We start from the raw sequence: 18,833 nt of genomic DNA, 5'->3' as shown, positions 1-18,833 counted from the left end.
CTTTTTTAATACAATGCAATTAAAAAGAGGGTGAAATTATGCAGCCATTTGCTGATAGATTTAGACCTAGCAAAATTGAGGATATGGTAGGTCAAAGTCATATAATCGGTGAAAATAAGGTTATGAATAGAATAATACAGAGTGGAAATATTCCAAATATGATTTTTTATGGACCACCAGGTACAGGAAAAACAACTCTTGCAAATATTATAGCCAATGCAACAGGAAAAAAATACGTAAAACTAAACGCAGTAAACTGTGGTGTTAAGGAGATAAAAGAGGTTATAGAAGCTTCTAAGAGAGAGAATTTATTTTCATTTAATGGAATAATTCTGATGCTAGACGAAATCCAGGCATTAAATAGGAAGCAGCAACAGTCGCTTCTTGAAGTTATAGAAGAGGGCTCAGTTACATTGATAGCTAGTACGGCAGATAATCCGTATTTTGTAATATACAAGGCGATACTTAGCAGAAGTGTTGTATTTGAATTTAAGCCTATTGAAAAAGAAGATGTTGTAGAAGGATTAAAAAATTGTGTAGAAAAATTAAAAGACAATAAAACTTATACAATTGGAAATGTTGAAAATGAAGCTTTAGAACATATAGCTCGGATAAGTAACGGCGATATGAGAACAGCTATAAATAGATTAGAACTTGCATTTAATTTAGGTATAAATATAGCTACTGGAGTGGTAGATATAACATTACAAAATGTTTTAGATAGCTCTACAGCAAAATCTGTGAGTTACGACAGAAAAGGAGATGATGGATATTCTATTTTATCCGCATTTCATAAATCTCTAAGGGGATCTGATGTAGATGCAGCCCTTCACTATTTAGCTAGACTTATAAAAGCAGAGGATATGCAGAATATAACTAGAAGGTTGCTTTGTGTGGCGTCAGAGGACGTAGGATTAGCTGTGCCCAATGCGGTGTCTATAACATACGCATGTGTATCGTCGGCGCTTCAACTTGGCTTTCCTGAGGCGAGATTGCCACTTGCACAGGCAACTATATATCTAGCTCAGTGTCCAAAGTCAAACTCTGTAATAGATGCAATAGAGAAAGCTATGTACGATGTAGAAAATTCTGATATAGGTGATATACCAGATCATTTAAAAGATGCACATTATGCAGGAGCAGAAAAATTGGGAAGAGGAGTAGAATATAAATATCCTCACAATTATCCTAATCATTGGATAGAGCAACAGTATCTTCCAGATGAATTAAAAGGAAAAACTTACTATACTCCAGGAGAAAATAAGAACGAAAAAGCGTATGATTCTTATTGGAAACAGGTAAAAGAAAACGGAAAAAACAATAATAAATAGATTGCAAAACGTCTTAGGCATATTGAATTATGTTTGAGGCGTTTTTTTATTTAAGTTTATAAGATATTAATAGTATAAAAATTTATTTGAAGAGTATTAGTAGAAAAAAACAAAGTAGAGTAAAATAGTCGAAATTTATACTTGACAAAAATAGTCGGATATAATATCATTAAACCATAGTAAAACAGTAGGAATTAAAAGAAGGTGATAAAGTGAAGCTTTCAACAAAGGGTAGATATGGATTAAAGGCTATGTTTGAACTAGCATTAAACTATGGCGAAGAACCTATATCTATAAAATATATATCTGAAAAGCAGAATGTTTCAGAGCGGTATTTAGAGCAGATATTCTCAAAATTAAAAAAAGCAGGCCTTGTAAAAAGTATAAGAGGCTCTCAAGGGGGATATTTCTTAGCTAGAAAGCCAGATGAGATTTCTGTTGGAGATATATTAAATGTCCTAGAAGGTCCTATAACTATATCAGATTGTCTAAAAGAAGAAGGCGTCTGTAGCAACTCAGATAAATGTGCTACTAGACTAGTATGGAAAAAGATGAAGAATGCAATAGATGATGTTGTAAACACTACTTTTTTACAAGACATGGTAGACGATCGGATAGGTGACAATGGATTGTCTAGTGATGAAAAAGATATTTATAAAATAGATTTAAACAAGCAATAAAAAAATGGTTGAGATGTTAAATTTAGGATATAAATAATAATATGAATCAAATGGAATTAAGTTTTAGTTTAAAATATATTTGAAATTTGCAAAATGGCAAATGGAAGGGGAAAAACTATGGAAAACAAAAGAATTTATATGGACTATTCTGCAACAACACCTGTTAAAAAAGAAGTGTTAGATGAAATGCTTCCATATTTTAGCGAAGGATTTGGAAATGCATCTAGTTTTTATAGCTATGGTCATGAAGCTAAAGAAGCTTTAGAACTAGCTAGAACTAGAGTTGCAGCTCTTATAAATGCAGAGCCAAATGAAATATACTTCACTGCTGGTGGATCGGAAAGTGATAACTGGGCGATAAAAGGAGTTGCCTTTGACCTTCAGAGAAAAGGTAAAGGAAACCACATAATAACTTCAAAAATAGAACATCATGCAGTACTACATACTTGCGAATACTTAGAAAAGAACTTTGGATTTGAAGTTACTTATCTTGATGTAGATGAAGAAGGTAAAGTTAGCCCAGAAGCTTTAGAAAATGCGATAAAAGACAACACAATACTAATCAGTATAATGTTTGCAAATAACGAAATAGGTACAGTAGAACCTATAAAAGAATTAGTAGAAGTTGCTAAAAAACATAAAATACTATTCCATACAGATGCTGTTCAGGCAGCAGGAAATATACCAGTAGATGTTAAAGAACTTGGTGTAGATATGGTAAGTATGTCTTCTCATAAGATATACGGACCAAAAGGAGTAGGAGCTTTATTCATAAGAAGAGGACTTAGATTTGACAATCTTGTTCACGGTGGAGCTCAGGAAAAAAGAAGAAGAGCTGGTACAGAAAACATACCTGCAATAGTAGGATATGGTAAAGCAGCAGAACTTGCTAAAGCTAATATGGACAACCATATAAAAGAGCTTACAAGACTTAGAAACAAGCTTATAGAAGGTGTTAAAGAAAGAATACCTTATACTAGAATAAACGGAAGCTTAGAAGATAGACTTCCAGGAAATGCAAACTTTGCATTTAAGTTTATAGAAGGTGAAGGAATATTATTACTTCTTAACCATGCTGGAATATCTGGATCAAGTGGTTCAGCTTGTACATCAGGATCATTAGACCCATCACATGTACTTTTAGCAATAGGCTTACCACACGAAATAGCTCATGGATCTTTAAGATTAACAGTTGGAGATTTTACAACTGATGAGGATATAGACTACATACTAGAAGTATTACCTAAGGTAATAGAAAGATTAAGAAGTATGTCTCCTTTATACGAAGAAGCTTTACAGGCTGAAGGGAAATAAGAATTATTTATAAACAAAAGTAAAAGAATAAAAGTAAATCAAAATAAATAAATTAAAGAATCGGAAAAATATATTTAAAATTACGGAGGAAATTATTATGCAGTATAGTGATAAAGTTATGGACCATTTCATGAACCCAAGAAACATGGGATCAATAGAGGACGCAAGTGGAGTTGGAGAAGTTGGTAACCCAACTTGTGGAGATATAATGAAAATATATCTTGATATAGAAGATGATATAATAAAAGACGTTAAATTCAAGACTTTCGGATGTGGAAGTGCTATAGCAAGTTCATCAATGGCAACAGAAATGATAAAAGGAAAGAGCATACACGAAGCTCTTCAGTTAACAAATAAAGCAGTTGCTGAAGCATTAGATGGACTACCACCAGTAAAAATGCACTGTTCAGTACTTGCAGAACAGGCAGTAAAAGCAGCTCTTATAGATTATGCTCAGAAACACAACATAGTTATACCAGAGCTTGAAGGATACGAAATAACTGATGCGCATGAACATGAAGAAATAGAAGAAGACTAGCAATTAATTCAGAAAACATTAGAGGTGTTAAATAAATGAAGAAGAAAGTTATGCTAGGTATGAGCGGCGGAGTTGATAGCTCCGTCGCTGCATATCTTTTAAAGGAACAGGGTTATGATGTGATTGGTGTCAATATGATGCTTTCAAATGATAATACTGAAGAAGAAAAAAGAATGACAGAAGATAGTATAAGAGATGCGAGAAGAGTAGCTGAAAAGTTAGATATTCCACTACATGTACTAGATTTTAGAAGAGAATTTAAAGAAAAGGTAATAGACGATTTTATAAAAGAGTATGCAGAAGGTAGAACTCCTAACCCTTGTATAGTATGTAATAAGTTTATAAAGTTCGGTCTATTTTTTGACGTTGCAGAAAAGTTTGGCTGTGACTATGTAGCTACTGGGCATTATGCCAGAGTAGAAAGAGATGAAAAGACAGGCAGATTAGTTCTTAAAAAAGGTGAATCTGCTAAAAAAGACCAGACTTACAACCTTTACAATATAAAACAGGAACAGCTAGAGAGAATACTACTTCCTATAGGAAACTATGAAAAGGATACAGTAAGAGAAATAGCTAAGAAAATAGGTCTTGATGTCCACAATAAGAAGGACAGCCAGGAAATATGCTTTATAAAAGACAACGACTATGTAAGATATTTAAAAGAAAACTCAGATATAAAAATCAAAACGGGGGAATTTGTAGAAGCTGACGGAACAGTACTAGGAAAACACAATGGAATTATAAACTACACAATAGGACAGAGAAAAGGGCTTGGAATAGCTTTTGGTAAGCCTATGTTTGTAGTTGATATAAATGCAAAGAAAAATAGAGTAGTACTTGGAAGCAATGACGATCTTTTCAAAAAAGAACTTGTCATTAAAGACGTAAATACAATTCCATTTGATTTTGCAGATGTAGATGAGTTTAAAGTATATGCAAAAGTTAGATATGCAGCCAAGCCATCTTTAGCTACTGTAACTAAACTATCTGACAATACAGCCAAGGTTGTATTTGAAGAGGCGCAGAGAGCTATAACTAAAGGTCAGTCTTTGGTTATGTACGACGGAGATATATTAGTCGGTGGAGGAGTTATCGACGATATATTATAAAAAATATTTCTCTAAAAGAAAAAAATCTTGAAAATGTCAGAATAATCGAGTATCATATTAAATATATGACAAATAAAAATATTTATCAAATGCAAAGAAAAGAAGGAGTAAATCTACTGATTTTGCACAGAGAGAGGGAATAGCTGAGAACCCTTGGAATAGGCAGATTGAAGCAGTCTTGGAGCATAAATCTTGAACGTATTTTACTATTAGAGATTTACGGTAGCGACGTTATAGCTAAGGATTACCGGAGAAGCAGATATTTATCTGTAAATTAGGGTGGTACCGCGAATAATACTCGCCCCTATGTTTATCATAGGGAGCGAGTTTTTTTATTTTCCGAAACGAAAAAATATAAAAATTGGGAGGCAAATGTTATGGAAAAAATGGGTTTAAACGAAATAAGAAGTAAATTTTTAGAGTTCTTCAAAACTAAAGATCATTATGTAGGAGCTAGTTATCCTCTTGTACCAAACAACGACAAGAGTTTACTTTTAATAAATGCTGGTATGGCTCCTCTTAAAAACTATTTCTCAGGAGTAGAAGTTCCACCAAAGAACAGAATGGCTACTTGTCAGAAATGTATAAGAACAGGGGATATAGAAAATGTCGGTGTTACAGCTAGACACGCTACATTCTTTGAAATGCTAGGAAACTTCTCATTTGGTGATTACTTCAAAAGAGAATCATTAGCTTGGGGATGGGAGTTTGCTACTAAATGGCTAAACATACCAGAAGAAAAAATATGGGTTACTGTATATGAAGAAGACGACGAAGCATTTGATATATGGTCAAAAGAAATGGGATTCCCTGAAGAAAGAATAGTTAGACTTGGAAAAGACGACAACTTCTGGGAAATAGGTCTTGGACCATGTGGACCTTGTTCAGAAATATACTTCGATAGAGGAGAAGAATACGGATGTGATAGCCCTGATTGTAAACCAGGATGTGACTGCGATAGATTCTTAGAATTCTGGAACCACGTATTCACTCAGTTCTCTAAAGAAGAAGATGGAAGCTACAGCGAATTAGAAAATAAAAACATAGATACAGGTATGGGACTTGAAAGAATAGCTTGTATAATGCAGGGTGTTGACAATATATTCGAAGTAGATACTATACATTCAGTTTTAGAAGCTGTTTCTAAAGTTGCAGGTGTAGAATACGGAAAAGATAAAGCAAATGATAAATCTATAAGAATAATAACTGACCACATAAGAGCCGTATCATTCCTTATAGCAGATGGAGTATTACCATCAAATGAAGGTAGAGGATATATATTAAGAAGATTATTAAGAAGAGCTGCTAGACATGGTAAACTTCTTGGAATAAAAGGAACATTCTTAAATGGATTAGTTGATGAAGTTATAAAAGTTAGTGGAGATGCTTATCCAGAATTAGTAGAAAAAGAAGATTACATCAAAAAAGTTATAAAAATAGAAGAAGAAAAATTCAATGAAACAATAGATCAGGGAATGGAAATGTTAAATTCTTATAAAGAAGAACTTAAAAAAGAAGGAAAAACAGTTCTTAGCGGAGAAATAGCATTTAAGCTTTACGATACATATGGATTCCCTCTAGATTTAACAGTTGAAATATTAAGAGAAGAAGGTCTTTCTGTTAATGAAGAAGAATTCAGCGAAGAAATGGAAAAACAGAAAGAAAGAGCTAGAACAGCTAGAGGAAACATGGACGGTGAAAGCTGGAAAGAAGATCCTCTTGCTAAAGAAGAAAATGTAGAATCTGAATTTGTAGGGTACGTTGAATTAACAGGTGAAGGTAAAGTATTAGCTATAGTTGAAGATTCTGAAATAGTAGAATCAGCATCTGAAGGAAAAGATGTTGTTGTAGTATTAGACAAAACTAACTTCTATCCAGAAGGTGGTGGACAGGCAGGAGACTGCGGTGTTCTTAAAAATGATAATTGTACAGTAGCTGTTAAAAATACTAAAAAAGGTCCAGCAGGAAGTATAAAACACTTTGGTACAGTAGTAGCAGGTGAATTAAAAGCTGGAGATGTTTTAACTTGTGAAGTAGATAGAGAAAACAGAATGGCATGTTCAAGAAACCATACTGCAACTCACTTATTACACAAAGCATTAAAAGAAGTATTAGGGGATCATGCAAACCAGGCAGGTTCATTAGTTACTGCAGATAGATTAAGATTCGACTTTACTCACTTTGAAGCAGTTACAAAAGAAGAATTAAAAACAATAGAAGAAAAAGTAAACAATGCTATATTCAACGCTTACGATGTAGTAGCTGAAACAATGGATATAAATGCAGCAAAAGCTAAAGGAGCTGCAGCATTATTCGGTGAAAAATACGGAAATGAAGTTAGAGTAGTTTCTATGGGAGATTACTCAATGGAACTTTGTGGAGGTGCTCACCTTTCAAATACTGCACAGGCTGGAATGTTCAAAATAATATCTGAAGGCGGTGTAGCTGCAGGTGTTAGAAGAATAGAAGCAGTAACTGGAAAAGCAGTTTATGAATATATGAACAAAAAAGATGAGTTAATTGCCAAAGTTTGTGCTACAATAAAAGCTAAAGAAGATGGACTTTTACACAGAGTAGAAAATGTTTTAGAGGAAAATAAAAACTTAGAGAAAGAATTACATAATTTAAAAACTCAGATAAGTATGCAGTCAGCTGACTCTGCTTTAGATTCAAAAGTAGAAGTGAAAGGTGTTAACCTAGTTACTAATAAATACGAAAATATGGATATGAATACTTTAAGAGATACTGCTGATAATTTAAGGGATAAAATGGGAAGTGGTGTAGTTGTATTAGCAAATGTTGCTGATGGAAAAGTAAACTTTGTTGTTACTGCAACTAAAGACGTTATAGAAAAAGGTGTTCATTCTGGAAATATAGTAAGAGAAGTAGCTAAGATAGCTGGCGGAAAAGGTGGAGGTAGACCTAACATGGCTCAGGCAGGTGCTACAGAACCAGCAAAAGTTGACGAAGCTTTAAATTATGCTAAGGAAGTTATAGAATCTCAGGTAAAATAATTTCTCTAAAAAAGGAGGAATGAGATAAATGGATAATATGGATTTCACTATGAAATTTGAAGGAGCACAGCAGGAAAAAATGACTGTTGAAGAAGCGATGAAAATAGTTTATGGGGCCCTTAAAGAAAAAGGGTATAACCCCGTAAACCAAATAATAGGATATCTCCTATCAGGAGATTCTAGTTATATAACTAGTTATAAGGACGCAAGAGGGATAATCAGAAGATTTGAAAGAGATGAAATTCTTGAAGAGGTTATAACTAAATATCTAGAGGAAAGTAGGTAAATAAATGTTCAGAAAGTTTATATCAATACTTGCATCTCTATTTATAATTTTTAGTTCTGCTTTTTCTACTGTAAATGCAGAATCAGCAAGAGGAAAAGTTATATTTATAAATATGAGTAGAACTAGTCTTGAAAATATGATGAACATAAAAGAGATTGGAAATAGAGTTGAAAAAGAAGGCTATGTAGGATTTATGAATATCAAGGGTGACCAGGGTAACGACGACGCAAGAAGTTTAGCTACTATGGGAGCTACAGGGAGATCTACAATAGCCCAGTTTGATAAAAAAGTTGCTGTAGATTTTGTACAGCCAAATGCAGCCGAAGCTAAAGAATATGAAGCTTCTACAGGCAAAAAAGCTAAAAAAATAGTCAATATGGAGGCAAATAGGTCTTCTAATGAGAATATTGAAAAGGGAGAGTTTGAATCTACTCTTGGTATGGTAGGGCAGATTCTTTCTGAAAATGGATATAAGACATCAGTAATAGGTAATGCTGATTACCACGATTACGATGGGACTCTTGTAAAAAATAGAAATGTAGCTTTTGCAGCTATGGATAATTATGGAAGAGTTGATTATGGTAATATAGACGATATCAATATAAAAGATAATAGTATGCCATTTGGAATCTCTACAGATTATAAAAAACTTAAAGCTGAAACAAAAGAACTTTATAAGAACACTGATGCCGTATATGTAGACCTAGGGGATACATATAGACTAGATGAGTATAAAATGAATCTAAATGAAAATACTTATGCTAAGATGAAAGCTAAAACATACAGCAGAATAAATTCTTATCTAAAAGATGTATTTTCTATGGTAGGTGAAAACGACACTGTTTATATAGTAAGTGCATTCCCTAGCAATTTAGATTACAGCAATAAGAAAAGACTTTCTCCAGTTATGAAATTCTCTAAAGGAGTTTCTGGAAAAGGAGTATTAACTTCAGCTACAACAAGAAGAGATGGGATAATAGCAAATATGGATATAGGTGTAGACATACTTAACCATTTTGGTTTATCTAATGAAATGATGTTAGGTAGAACTATCTCTAATGTTGAAAAAGAAAATAATATAGAGTTTCTTCAGAAAGAATACTCAAAAATAAATTCAGCAGCTTTAATAAGAGCTGGTGTTGTAAATACTTTTGTAGGAGTAGTGTCTGCGTCTTGGGTAATAGGCTTAATAGCAGTACTTTTAGCTAAGAGAATTGCTCCAAAATATAAAGATAAACTGTTTACTATACTTAAAGAGCTTATCAAATTCGGTATAATAATGCCGTTATCATTTATGGTAGCTCCAATATTTGATTTTAGTGGACAGGTAAGTATGTCTTTAGCTGTAATAGGTGTGACATTCTTAATATACTTCATAGCTAAGGCTATGTTTAAAGATGATGATCTAAAACAGATGGGATTCATAGCACTTGTTACTATAGTGCTGATTGCCGTAGATGCTGTATTTGGAACATATCTTATGAAAAATAACATAATGAGTTACGATGCTATGGTAGGTGCTAGATACTACGGTATAGGAAATGAATATGAAGGTGTTACTATAGGAAGTGCAGTATTTGCATTTGCAGTACTTCTATACTACAAAAAAATACCAAAATGGGTTGCTGCAGCTTCATTTGGTGTAATATTAATAACTAGTGCATATCCATCTATGGGTGCAAATGTCGGTGGTGCGATATCTGAATGCGCTGCATATTTACTATTTGTGCTTCTTATGTACAATGTTAAAGTTGACTGGAAAAAGATTGTAGGAATAGGTCTTGCAGTTGTTGCAGTAGTTGGAGTGTTTGCATTTATGGATTTATCTTCAGGAAGTCCATCTCACTTAGGACTATTTGTTCAGCAGATAATGTTAAATGGACCAGGTGAAATAGTTCTTATATTTACTAGAAAAATCCAGATGAATGTTAAATTAGCACAGACTAGTGTATGGGTTAATATATTAATAGTTGGAATAGTTATAATCGCAGCATTAATATTCAAACCAAATAAACACTTTAGAGTAATAGCAGGTAAATATCCTATGGTATTTAGAGGATTTGTTGCAGCTATGGTAGGTTGTATAATAACTCTACTAGTAAACGACTCTGGTATAGTAGCAGCCTCTACTGCATCTATATATATCCTTATACCGGTGATGATAATAACTATAAATATGATTTTAAACGAGGATAAAAAGGAGAAAATAGATGCTAACAGGTAGAATAATGGGCCTTGATATAGGAGATAAAACTATAGGTGTTGCAGTAAGTGACCTTATGGGAATGACAGCTCAGGGTATCAAGACTATAAAAAGAACTAGCAAAAAGAACGATATAGAAGAAATAAAACAGATAATAAAAGAAAAACAGGTAAATCTAATAGTATCTGGTCTTCCTAAAAATATGAATGGTACTGTTGGTCCTCAGGGCGAAAAAGTACAGAAATTCTGTGAATTAATAAAAGAAGAAACAGGACTAGAAATAGAATTTTGGGATGAAAGACTTACTACCGTTGCAGCTGAAAAAACTCTTATAACTGCAGATGTAAGCAGAAAGAAAAGAAAAAATGTAATAGACATGATGGCAGCGGTATTAATTCTTCAAGGATATTTAGATTTTAAAGTTAAATAACAAAAAAATTGAATAAAGTATGAAAATTTGGGTATTATCATATAGAATAGATGATAATTGATTGATTTTCATATGTAAGAGATTAATAAGTAAGAAAACGTAATTGTTATTATATAAAATTTGTTATATAATAAAATCAAATAATAGGTAATGAGGTGAGACCAATGGAAGAAATGAATGAAAATGTAGTAAACCTAATAGATGAAAATGGAGAAGAAGTACCTTTTGAGATAATATTAACTTTAGAAGCAGAAGAAAAAGAGTATGCTATATTAATGCCTTTAGAAGACAACGAAGACGAAGAAGCATATATATATAGAATAGATGAAGACGAACAGGGAGAAATGCTAGTTCCATTAGAAGACGACAATGAGTATTCAACTGTTGTAGCTGTTTACGAAGCTTTAATGGAAGAAGAAGGTCTTAACTTTGATGAATAATAAGTAAAATTATATAATGCTGTAGTAGAGTTAAGCTCTATTACAGCATTTATTTTAACTTATATTGATTAATAAATGAGAAAAGGTGTGGTAAATATGAATAATGGAATGGATCTTTTAAAAGAAAAACTAAAAAAGACAGGCTTTAAGATTACTCCACAAAGGAGAGCTATAATAGAAGTTCTTCTTGAAAATCGATACTATCATCTTAGCAGTGAGGAAATATACGATAAAGTAAGAGAAAATTGCCCAGAAATAGGTTTAGCAACAGTATATAGAACGATGCAGCTATTAGACGAAATAGGAGCTATATCAAAGTTAAATTTAGATGATGGCTGTATAAGATATGAAATAGACCTTGATAATGAAGGACACAATCATCATCATTTAGTATGTAAAAACTGTGGAAAAATAATTGGTGTTGAAGAAGATCTTCTTAAAGATATAGAAATGAAAATTCAGGAAAACTACAAATTCCATGTAGTTAATCATGATCTTAAATTCGATGGATATTGTGAAGACTGTTATAGAGAGATGAAAAAAGATAAATAAATATACAAAAATAAAAAAATTAGACAATAATAAAGAACTATATATAAATCATAAACAAAAGATTTATAGATAGTTCTTTTTTTATTGTCTTTTATACAAATTTAAAAACAAGATATATTGTAAATAAAATTAAAACAAAGACTAATAGACTTTCTATTATATTACTAAACCTTCCACCAACTCTTATATATCCCACAGAAATCATATTCTTTGAGAATGGGTAGAAGATAGCTACACCCCGTTTTGTGAACATATCGCAAATTATATGAAGTAGATACATAGAGGAAGCCATAAGCCCTAATGAATCGTAGTTAAAAAACTCTCCTAGTGGATTCATAATTATATAAACTATTAAAACCATTAAAATACTATGAGAAAAGTTTCTATGCTTTAGCCATGGAAATACCGAAAATACTAAAATAGGTATGACAAAAGATATATCTACTTTAGAAATTATTAAAACCAATGCTAAAAGAAGCAAGGTAGCTGTAATAAGAGATTTTCTCATATTGTAATGGGTGAGCTTTTTTTCTAAAAATGCTATTGCAAAAAATGTAATAACTGCGCTTATAAAAAAGCTACTGCTGACTTTTATAGATAGGAAAAATATAAAAAGATTCAGCGAAAAAATAAGCAACTTATATAAAAACTTTGAAAATTTCTTTCTAAAAATTGTCCCAGCTATTATAGAGTTGGATTTATCTAAATCCGGGAGCGTAGAAAATACAGCGGAAGTCAGAATACTAGTAGGGGTTATAGGTTGTGATAATACTAGTGATAATTGAATACCGGCTATAATTCCTACAGCACAATGAGTTTTACCTCGCATTTTTTACCTCCAAGATAATATTTTTACAGAACGTGTGTTTCTATAAATTACAATTAATTATATCATATTGTTTAAGAAAATATAGTTTAAAGATAAAAAATGTTTATGAAAAATATCTGAATTTTTTATAAAGAAAAATTAAAAAAATTCAACGAGGATATTGAAAAATAGAGAATTTGTGTTAAATAGTGAAATGTTAATTATTTTAGAAATATAAATAAATCTTAAATTATAATGTAATCTATGTTACAATAATATTAACTGGTAAAGTGGTCGTGAAGAATTATTAAAAATTTAATCTGTAAAACGAAAATTTCCGGTAGCATATAACCAGGATTTTATTGCGGAGAAATCCTGTTTTACCGGATATATTTTTGTAGATACGATGTGTATGTAGATTTATATAGAATTTTAGGGAGAGCGTATATATACACTAAAATGATTAGAGTTTTAAATTATTTTAAAGGATTATGATTGAATGAAAAATATAAAAAAATAAATAGAAGGAGATGATGTTATTGTTTAAAAACGATGAACAGATAAAGGTCATTCCTCTTGGGGGAATGAATGAGATAGGAAAGAACATGACTGTTATCGAGTATAGAGACGAGATAATGATAATCGATGCAGGTTTGAGCTTCCCAGAAGACGAAATGCTAGGTATAGACATAGTTATACCGGATATAACTTATTTAGTTAAAAATAGGGATAAAATAAAAGGGATATTTATAACACACGGCCATGAAGACCATATAGGTGCTTTACCTTATCTATTAAAGAAGATAAATATACCAGTATACGGTTCGAGATTAAGCATGGGTCTTTTAGAGGTTAAATTAAAAGAACATAAATTAGAAAATGTAGAACTTCATATAATAAAACCACGTGAAGTTATAAAGCTTAGAAATATGGAAGTAGAGTTTATAAAAACTACTCACAGTATACCGGATTCATATTCTATAGCTGTACATACAGACCAGGGTGTAATATTCCACACAGGAGACTTTAAAGTAGACTTAACACCAATAGACGGAGATGTAATGGATTTCCGGAGAATATGTGAATTAAGTGAAGAAGGAGTAATCCTAATGCTTTCAGATAGTACTAATGCTGAAAGACCAGGATATACTAAATCAGAGAAAAAAGTTGGAATAGGTTTAGATGATTTATTCACTAAAGCAGGGGATAGCAGAATAATAGTTGCTACATTCGCATCAAATATACATAGATTACAGCAGGTTGTAGATGCGGCTAAAAAACACGGTAGAAAAGTTACTGTTTCAGGAAGATCTATGTTAAATGTAGTAAACGTAGCAAAAGAACTTGGATATCTTGAAGTAGAAGACGATATGATAATAGATTTAAATGATGTAGGTAACTATGAAGACAAAGAACTAGTAATAATAACTACTGGTTCACAGGGAGAACCTATGTCAGCACTTGCAAGAATGGCAAATTCAGAACACAAGAAAATAGAAATAAAAGAAGGTGACCTTGTTATAATATCAGCTCATCCAATTCCAGGTAACGAAAAACTGATATCTAAGGTAATAAACTTCTTACTTGAAAAAGGTGCTGAAGTTGTTTCTAGTGATATAGCAGACATACACGTTTCAGGACATGCATGTCAGCAGGAATTAAAATTAATGCTTAGATTAGTTAAGCCTAAATTCTTCTTACCAGCTCACGGTGAATATAGAATGCTTAAAAAACATGCTGAGCTTGCTAGAGGCCTTGGAATGAATAAAGAAGATATCTTCGTTATAAATAATGGAGATATACTAGAAGTAAACAAAGATGAAGCCTCTATAAAAGGTAAGGTTGCAACAGGAAATATACTAGTAGATGGACTAGGTGTTGGGGATGTTGGAAACATAGTACTTAGAGATAGAAAACACCTTTCTGAAGATGGACTTATGACAATAGTTGTAACAATATCTAAAGAAGAAGGAAGAGTGCTTGCAGGTCCAGATATAATATCAAGAGGATTTGTATATGTAAGAGAATCTGAAGACCTTATGGATGGAGCTAAACAGATAGTTAGAGATGTGCTAAGTGAATGTGAAGAACACAACATAAAAGAATGGGCATATCTAAAGAACAATATAAAAGAACAGTTAAAAGAATATCTTTACCAGAAGACAAAGAGAAATCCAATGATACTACCTATAATAATGGAAGTTTAGGATTTGTATAATAGAAATAAATGGCCGGAATTCTATTCCGGCTTTTTATATATATAAGTTTAAATTTTAGAGTTAGGAGAGTTTAAATTGAGAAAAAAGATTACAACAAAGACTAGATTTGGAGCTGCTGCAGGATTTGCTTTTTTAACAGTAGCGTGTATGTATGTTTATTTTAGTGGAATTGATAAATCTACAATGACACTTATAAGTGCAGCAGGATGTTTAGCAGTATCTATTTACGAATTAAAAAGAATATCTGATATAAAAAAAGCAGAATCCACAAAAAATAAATAAAAAATATTTTTGAGATAGTTATTATATATAATAGAAAAAACGATTTCTTGAAAAAATATTGTTAAAACCTAGTAATATAGCCAAAAGTTAGGCTTTACTAAAATTGAAAATTGGTATAATATATCCTTATAAAGTGTATATATTTTAAGGTGGGAAAGCTATATAAAATAAATACAAAGGAGAAAAATATTATGATAAAATTTGATGCTTCACATGCATGTAAAATGGAAGAAATATTAGCTCATCAGGACAGAGTTAATGCTCTTCACAAAGAAATAGTAGAAAAAACAGGAACAGGAAATGATTTCTTAGGATGGGTAGATTGGTATAAAAACTACGATAAAGAAGAATTTGAAAAAGTAAAAGAAAGTGCTAAATACATAAGAGAAAACTGTGACGTATTCCTTGTATGTGGTATAGGTGGATCATACTTAGGTGCTCGTGCAGCTATAGAAATGATAAACGGATTATATGCTGACAAAAAACCAGAAATAATATTCGTTGGTAACACATTCTCTTCTACATACATAGCGCAGGTTATGAAATATATAGAAAACAAAGAAGTTTGTGTAAACGTAATATCTAAATCAGGAACAACAACTGAAACAGCTTTAGCTTTCCGTTTATTAAAACAGTTCATGGAAAAGAAATACGGAAAAGACGAAGCTAAAAATAGAATATTTGCAACAACTGATAAATCAAGAGGTACATTAAGAGCTATGTCTGACAAAGAAGGTTATACTACTTTCGTAATACCAGATGATATAGGTGGTAGATACTCTGTTATAACTCCAGTTGGTCTATTACCAATAGCAGTTGCTGGAATAAGCATAGATGATTTAATGGCAGGTGTTGAAGAAGCTTACAACGATTTAGCAGATCCAGACCTTACTAAAAACCCAGCTTATGCATATGCAGTAGCTAGAAGAGTTTTAGAAGGAAAAGGTAAAAACGCAGAAATGTTCGTAACTTACGACTTAAATACAACAATGCTTGCTGAATGGTGGAAACAGTTATTTGGTGAATCAGAAGGTAAAGATGGAAAAGGTGTATTACCATGTAGTGCTACATTCTCAACAGACCTTCACTCATTAGGACAGTTTGTTCAGGATGGAACTAAATGTTTATTTGAAACATTAGTATTATTTGAAAAACCAATAGAAGATGTTATATTCCCTTCAGATGAAGAAAATATGGACGGAATGAACTACTTAGCTGGTAAAAATGTAGACTGGATAAATAAAATGGCAATGCAGGGTACATTAGATGCTCACGAAAATACAGGTGGAGTACCAAACCTTTTAATAACTGTAGATGATATGAGTGCTAAGAGCTTTGGATACTTATGCTACTTCTTCTTTAGAGCTTGTGCAATGACTTGCTACATGATAGATATAAACCCATTCAACCAGCCAGGTGTTGAAGTTTATAAAAAGAACATGTTCAAATTATTAGGAAAAAACTAATATTATAGATTTGTAAAAGATGTCTCTAGCTGAGGCATCTTTTTTTATGAGAATAATAAAAATAAAAAAGTTTTGAAAAATAAAGCTAAAAATTTAAAAATATCCACAAAACCTAATTTGATAAATCTGAATATATTAGTTATAATATATAATAATTAATATAATATATAATGATTAAAATAATTTTGAAAGGAAAAGATTTTATGGATATAGCAACAATAGTGGCGACTGCTGCAGGGATAGCAATCGCAATATCAGTACATGAATTTGGACACGCTTATTCAGCGCATCTTTTAGGAGATGATACAGCTAAATTATATGGAAGGATGACATTAAACCCTATAAAGCACGTAGACCCACTTGGACTACTTGCGATGATAATATTCCACATAGGTTGGGCTAAACCAGTTCCAGTAAATCCTATGAATTACAAAAACTACAGAGTAGGGAACTTTATAGTATCTATTGCAGGAGTATGCTGCAATCTACTTACAGCTATAGTATGTGCTACAATTTACAAAAATGTTCCTATATATGGAGTACAGGTTTTAACATATACATGTATAATATATAATATAGGGTTTGCTGCATTTAACTTACTTCCGGTACCACCACTAGATGGATGGGGAGTAATAGAAACATTTATACCATATCAGTGGAGAGAATATGCGTACAAATTTGAAAGAATAAGTGGATTTGTACTTATATTACTTCTTATAACTGGTGCGTATAGAATAATAATAAATCCTATACATGGTTTATTTGCAACAATAGTACAGATGTTTATGTTTTAATAATTAATAAAAATAATCTAATAACTACTTAAAGAGGAGATTATATGAAATACAATGTACAATTAAAGGTATATGAGGGACCTATGGACCTTTTGTACGACCTTGTGACAAAACATAAGATAGATATAAAGGATATAGCTATTTCAGAAATAACAAAACAGTATCTTGATTACCTAGATGCTATGGAAGCTATGGATATGGAAATAACTAGTGACTTTATAACTATGGCGTCAAAGTTGGTCGAAATAAAATCTAGATATTTACTTTATCTTCAAAGAGAGGATTCTGAGGAAGAGGATCCAAGAATTGAACTTGTTGAAAGACTTAAAGAATATAAAAAATACAAGCAAGTATCTAAAGAATTAAAAGAAAAAGCTGATGAAGAACACGAAAGATTCTTTAGAAAAAAAGAAGAGGTTATAATAGAGGACGAGCTTAGTTTAGAAGACGTATCTATAGCAAAAATGATGGAGCTGCTTCCTAAGTTGTTGAAAAATATAGACAAAAAGGAAGAAGAAACTAAAAACGACGTACTAGAAAGACTTGTAAATAGAAAAATTATATCTGTAGAGGAAAAAATAGTATCTTTGAGAAGAACGTTGGCTACAAAAAATAAAATAAGCTTTTTAGAAACTGTAGACCAAAGTGACAGAGGTGATATCATAGCATCGTTTTTATGTGTCTTAGAGATGATAAAAGAAAAAGAGATAATTGTTACACAAGATGACTTTTTTGAAGATATAGTAATAGTTAAAAGAACGGATAAGATGCTAGAATATTCTGAGGAGAATTAGTATGAAGAGAGAAGATATAAAAAATATAATAGAGGCTATTATGTTTGCATATGGAGAGCCTATAAGCATAAAAGAATTAAATGCTATTATAAATAAAGACCTTTCTCATAAGGAAATAGAGTTTATGATGGATGCGCTTATATCTGAGTATAAAGAGAATGATAGAGGAATTCAGATTATAAGACTTGAAAACAAGTACCAGATGTGTACAAACGAAAAATATGCAGATTATATAAAGATGGTTCTTGAGCCTAAAAAGAAAAAAACTCTAAGTCAGGCGACTCTTGAAACTCTTACAATAATTGCATATAAGCAGCCGGTTACAAAATTAGAAATAGAAAATATAAGAGGTGTCAAGTGCGATAAAGCTCTTAAAACACTTCAGGAAAATGAATTGATTGTAGAGGCTGGAAGATTGAATAAAATAGGGAAACCTATAATATATAAAACTAGTGATGAATTTTTAAAATTACTCAATATAGAATCTATAGATGAGCTACCTAAGATAGAGGAGATAGAAGAAAATAATTAAAGTGGGAAATTTGTGGATTGCTAGTTAAATGTGGAACGGAG

18 protein-coding genes and 1 other annotated feature are annotated in these 18,833 nt (G+C 31.8%); of the genes, 17 read left to right on the top strand and 1 reads right to left on the bottom strand.

All coding sequences use genetic code 11. The annotated features are described in order from the left end of the window. Positions 1-38 precede the first annotated feature (38 nt). The 11 genes from ACK2WN_RS00485 to ACK2WN_RS00435 all read left to right on the top strand — a co-directional run bounded on the left by ACK2WN_RS00485 (position 39) and on the right by ACK2WN_RS00435 (position 11,897). Positions 39-1,331, top strand: a complete 1,293-nt coding sequence (locus ACK2WN_RS00485) for a replication-associated recombination protein A (RefSeq protein WP_416154525.1) — start codon at positions 39-41, stop codon at positions 1,329-1,331. A 212-nt stretch (positions 1,332-1,543) separates the two neighbouring features. Then, positions 1,544-2,011, top strand: a complete 468-nt coding sequence (locus ACK2WN_RS00480; RefSeq protein WP_300527727.1) for an RrF2 family transcriptional regulator — start codon at positions 1,544-1,546, stop codon at positions 2,009-2,011. A 117-nt stretch (positions 2,012-2,128) separates the two neighbouring features. Further along, positions 2,129-3,325: a cysteine desulfurase NifS gene (gene nifS / locus ACK2WN_RS00475; RefSeq protein WP_416154524.1), complete on the top strand. Its 1,197-nt coding sequence runs from the start codon at positions 2,129-2,131 to the stop codon at positions 3,323-3,325. 97 nt (positions 3,326-3,422) lie between these two features. Next, positions 3,423-3,863, top strand: a complete 441-nt coding sequence (gene nifU, locus ACK2WN_RS00470) for a Fe-S cluster assembly scaffold protein NifU (protein ID WP_040410429.1) — start codon at positions 3,423-3,425, stop codon at positions 3,861-3,863. A 35-nt stretch (positions 3,864-3,898) separates the two neighbouring features. Next, a complete protein-coding gene (gene mnmA, locus ACK2WN_RS00465; protein ID WP_330000403.1) occupies positions 3,899-4,972 on the top strand; it encodes a tRNA 2-thiouridine(34) synthase MnmA in 1,074 nt (357 codons plus the stop codon). Positions 4,973-5,057: 85 nt separating this feature from the next. Further along, positions 5,058-5,281 (top strand) — a binding site (T-box leader). A 68-nt stretch (positions 5,282-5,349) separates the two neighbouring features. After that, positions 5,350-7,986 carry an alanine--tRNA ligase gene (gene alaS, locus ACK2WN_RS00460; protein WP_416154523.1) on the top strand — a complete coding sequence of 879 codons (2,637 nt, stop codon included), beginning with the start codon at positions 5,350-5,352 and terminating at the stop codon, positions 7,984-7,986. A gap of 28 nt (positions 7,987-8,014) precedes the next feature. Beyond that, positions 8,015-8,272, top strand: a complete 258-nt coding sequence (locus ACK2WN_RS00455) for an IreB family regulatory phosphoprotein (RefSeq protein WP_006440121.1) — start codon at positions 8,015-8,017, stop codon at positions 8,270-8,272. A 4-nt stretch (positions 8,273-8,276) separates the two neighbouring features. Next, positions 8,277-10,496, top strand: coding sequence for a hypothetical protein (locus ACK2WN_RS00450; RefSeq protein WP_416154522.1), 2,220 nt, complete (start codon positions 8,277-8,279; stop codon positions 10,494-10,496). Continuing rightward, positions 10,483-10,905 carry a Holliday junction resolvase RuvX gene (ruvX, locus tag ACK2WN_RS00445; RefSeq protein WP_006440123.1) on the top strand — a complete coding sequence of 141 codons (423 nt, stop codon included), beginning with the start codon at positions 10,483-10,485 and terminating at the stop codon, positions 10,903-10,905. The genes ACK2WN_RS00450 and ruvX overlap by 14 nt, the downstream gene beginning before the upstream one ends. 173 nt (positions 10,906-11,078) lie before the next feature. Continuing rightward, positions 11,079-11,345: a DUF1292 domain-containing protein gene (locus tag ACK2WN_RS00440; RefSeq protein WP_050754671.1), complete on the top strand. Its 267-nt coding sequence runs from the start codon at positions 11,079-11,081 to the stop codon at positions 11,343-11,345. A gap of 96 nt (positions 11,346-11,441) precedes the next feature. Further along, positions 11,442-11,897 (top strand): Fur family transcriptional regulator, encoded by a 456-nt coding sequence (locus ACK2WN_RS00435; protein WP_083780557.1) that lies wholly within the window; start codon positions 11,442-11,444, stop codon positions 11,895-11,897. 91 nt (positions 11,898-11,988) lie between these two features. On the opposite strand, the gene ACK2WN_RS00430 is transcribed toward ACK2WN_RS00435, so the two are convergent. Further along, positions 11,989-12,726: a metal-dependent hydrolase gene (locus ACK2WN_RS00430; RefSeq protein ID WP_300530987.1), complete on the bottom strand. Its 738-nt coding sequence runs from the start codon at positions 12,724-12,726 to the stop codon at positions 11,989-11,991. A 509-nt stretch (positions 12,727-13,235) separates the two neighbouring features. On the opposite strand from ACK2WN_RS00430, the gene ACK2WN_RS00425 reads away from it, so the two are divergent. From ACK2WN_RS00425 to scpB, 6 genes are all read left to right on the top strand, one after another. Beyond that, the gene (locus ACK2WN_RS00425) at positions 13,236-14,912 is read left to right on the top strand and encodes a ribonuclease J (RefSeq protein WP_416154521.1); all 1,677 of its coding nucleotides are present in this window, start codon (positions 13,236-13,238) and stop codon (positions 14,910-14,912) included. 87 nt (positions 14,913-14,999) lie between these two features. Continuing rightward, positions 15,000-15,206: a hypothetical protein gene (locus ACK2WN_RS00420; RefSeq protein ID WP_300530982.1), complete on the top strand. Its 207-nt coding sequence runs from the start codon at positions 15,000-15,002 to the stop codon at positions 15,204-15,206. Positions 15,207-15,397: 191 nt separating this feature from the next. Next, on the top strand, positions 15,398-16,672 hold the full coding sequence (locus ACK2WN_RS00415; RefSeq protein ID WP_118548123.1) for a glucose-6-phosphate isomerase: 1,275 nt from the start codon (positions 15,398-15,400) through the stop codon (positions 16,670-16,672). Positions 16,673-16,875: 203 nt separating this feature from the next. Then, positions 16,876-17,466: a site-2 protease family protein gene (locus ACK2WN_RS00410; protein WP_330000401.1), complete on the top strand. Its 591-nt coding sequence runs from the start codon at positions 16,876-16,878 to the stop codon at positions 17,464-17,466. Positions 17,467-17,510: 44 nt separating this feature from the next. After that, complete coding sequence (locus ACK2WN_RS00405; RefSeq protein WP_416154520.1) at positions 17,511-18,260, top strand: segregation and condensation protein A; 750 nt, start codon at positions 17,511-17,513, stop codon at positions 18,258-18,260. 1 nt (position 18,261) lies between these two features. Continuing rightward, on the top strand, positions 18,262-18,792 hold the full coding sequence (gene scpB / locus ACK2WN_RS00400; RefSeq protein WP_270839157.1) for an SMC-Scp complex subunit ScpB: 531 nt from the start codon (positions 18,262-18,264) through the stop codon (positions 18,790-18,792). Positions 18,793-18,833: the final 41 nt, after the last annotated feature.

The sequence above is a fragment of the Peptacetobacter sp. AB800 genome (assembly GCF_047807365.1).
In the GTDB taxonomy this organism is placed as follows: Bacteria; Bacillota; Clostridia; order Peptostreptococcales; family Peptostreptococcaceae; genus Peptacetobacter.
This window is presented reverse-complemented; position numbering and strand designations above follow the sequence as displayed.

Excerpts from the sequence above, each read along its gene's own strand:
- ACK2WN_RS00485 (WP_416154525.1), top strand. The coding sequence starts at position 39 with ATGCAGCCATTTGCTGATAGATTTAGACCTAGCAAAATTGAGGATATG.
- nifS (WP_416154524.1), top strand. The coding sequence starts at position 2,129 with ATGGAAAACAAAAGAATTTATATGGACTATTCTGCAACAACACCTGTT.
- nifU (WP_040410429.1), top strand. The coding sequence starts at position 3,423 with ATGCAGTATAGTGATAAAGTTATGGACCATTTCATGAACCCAAGAAAC.
- mnmA (WP_330000403.1), top strand. The coding sequence starts at position 3,899 with ATGAAGAAGAAAGTTATGCTAGGTATGAGCGGCGGAGTTGATAGCTCC.
- alaS (WP_416154523.1), top strand. The coding sequence starts at position 5,350 with ATGGAAAAAATGGGTTTAAACGAAATAAGAAGTAAATTTTTAGAGTTC.
- ACK2WN_RS00455 (WP_006440121.1), top strand. The coding sequence starts at position 8,015 with ATGGATAATATGGATTTCACTATGAAATTTGAAGGAGCACAGCAGGAA.
- ACK2WN_RS00450 (WP_416154522.1), top strand. The coding sequence starts at position 8,277 with ATGTTCAGAAAGTTTATATCAATACTTGCATCTCTATTTATAATTTTT.
- ruvX (WP_006440123.1), top strand. The coding sequence starts at position 10,483 with ATGCTAACAGGTAGAATAATGGGCCTTGATATAGGAGATAAAACTATA.
- ACK2WN_RS00440 (WP_050754671.1), top strand. The coding sequence starts at position 11,079 with ATGAATGAAAATGTAGTAAACCTAATAGATGAAAATGGAGAAGAAGTA.
- ACK2WN_RS00435 (WP_083780557.1), top strand. The coding sequence starts at position 11,442 with ATGAATAATGGAATGGATCTTTTAAAAGAAAAACTAAAAAAGACAGGC.
- ACK2WN_RS00430 (WP_300530987.1), bottom strand. The coding sequence starts at position 12,726 with ATGCGAGGTAAAACTCATTGTGCTGTAGGAATTATAGCCGGTATTCAA.
- ACK2WN_RS00425 (WP_416154521.1), top strand. The coding sequence starts at position 13,236 with ATGATGTTATTGTTTAAAAACGATGAACAGATAAAGGTCATTCCTCTT.
- ACK2WN_RS00415 (WP_118548123.1), top strand. The coding sequence starts at position 15,398 with ATGATAAAATTTGATGCTTCACATGCATGTAAAATGGAAGAAATATTA.
- ACK2WN_RS00410 (WP_330000401.1), top strand. The coding sequence starts at position 16,876 with ATGGATATAGCAACAATAGTGGCGACTGCTGCAGGGATAGCAATCGCA.
- ACK2WN_RS00405 (WP_416154520.1), top strand. The coding sequence starts at position 17,511 with ATGAAATACAATGTACAATTAAAGGTATATGAGGGACCTATGGACCTT.
- scpB (WP_270839157.1), top strand. The coding sequence starts at position 18,262 with ATGAAGAGAGAAGATATAAAAAATATAATAGAGGCTATTATGTTTGCA.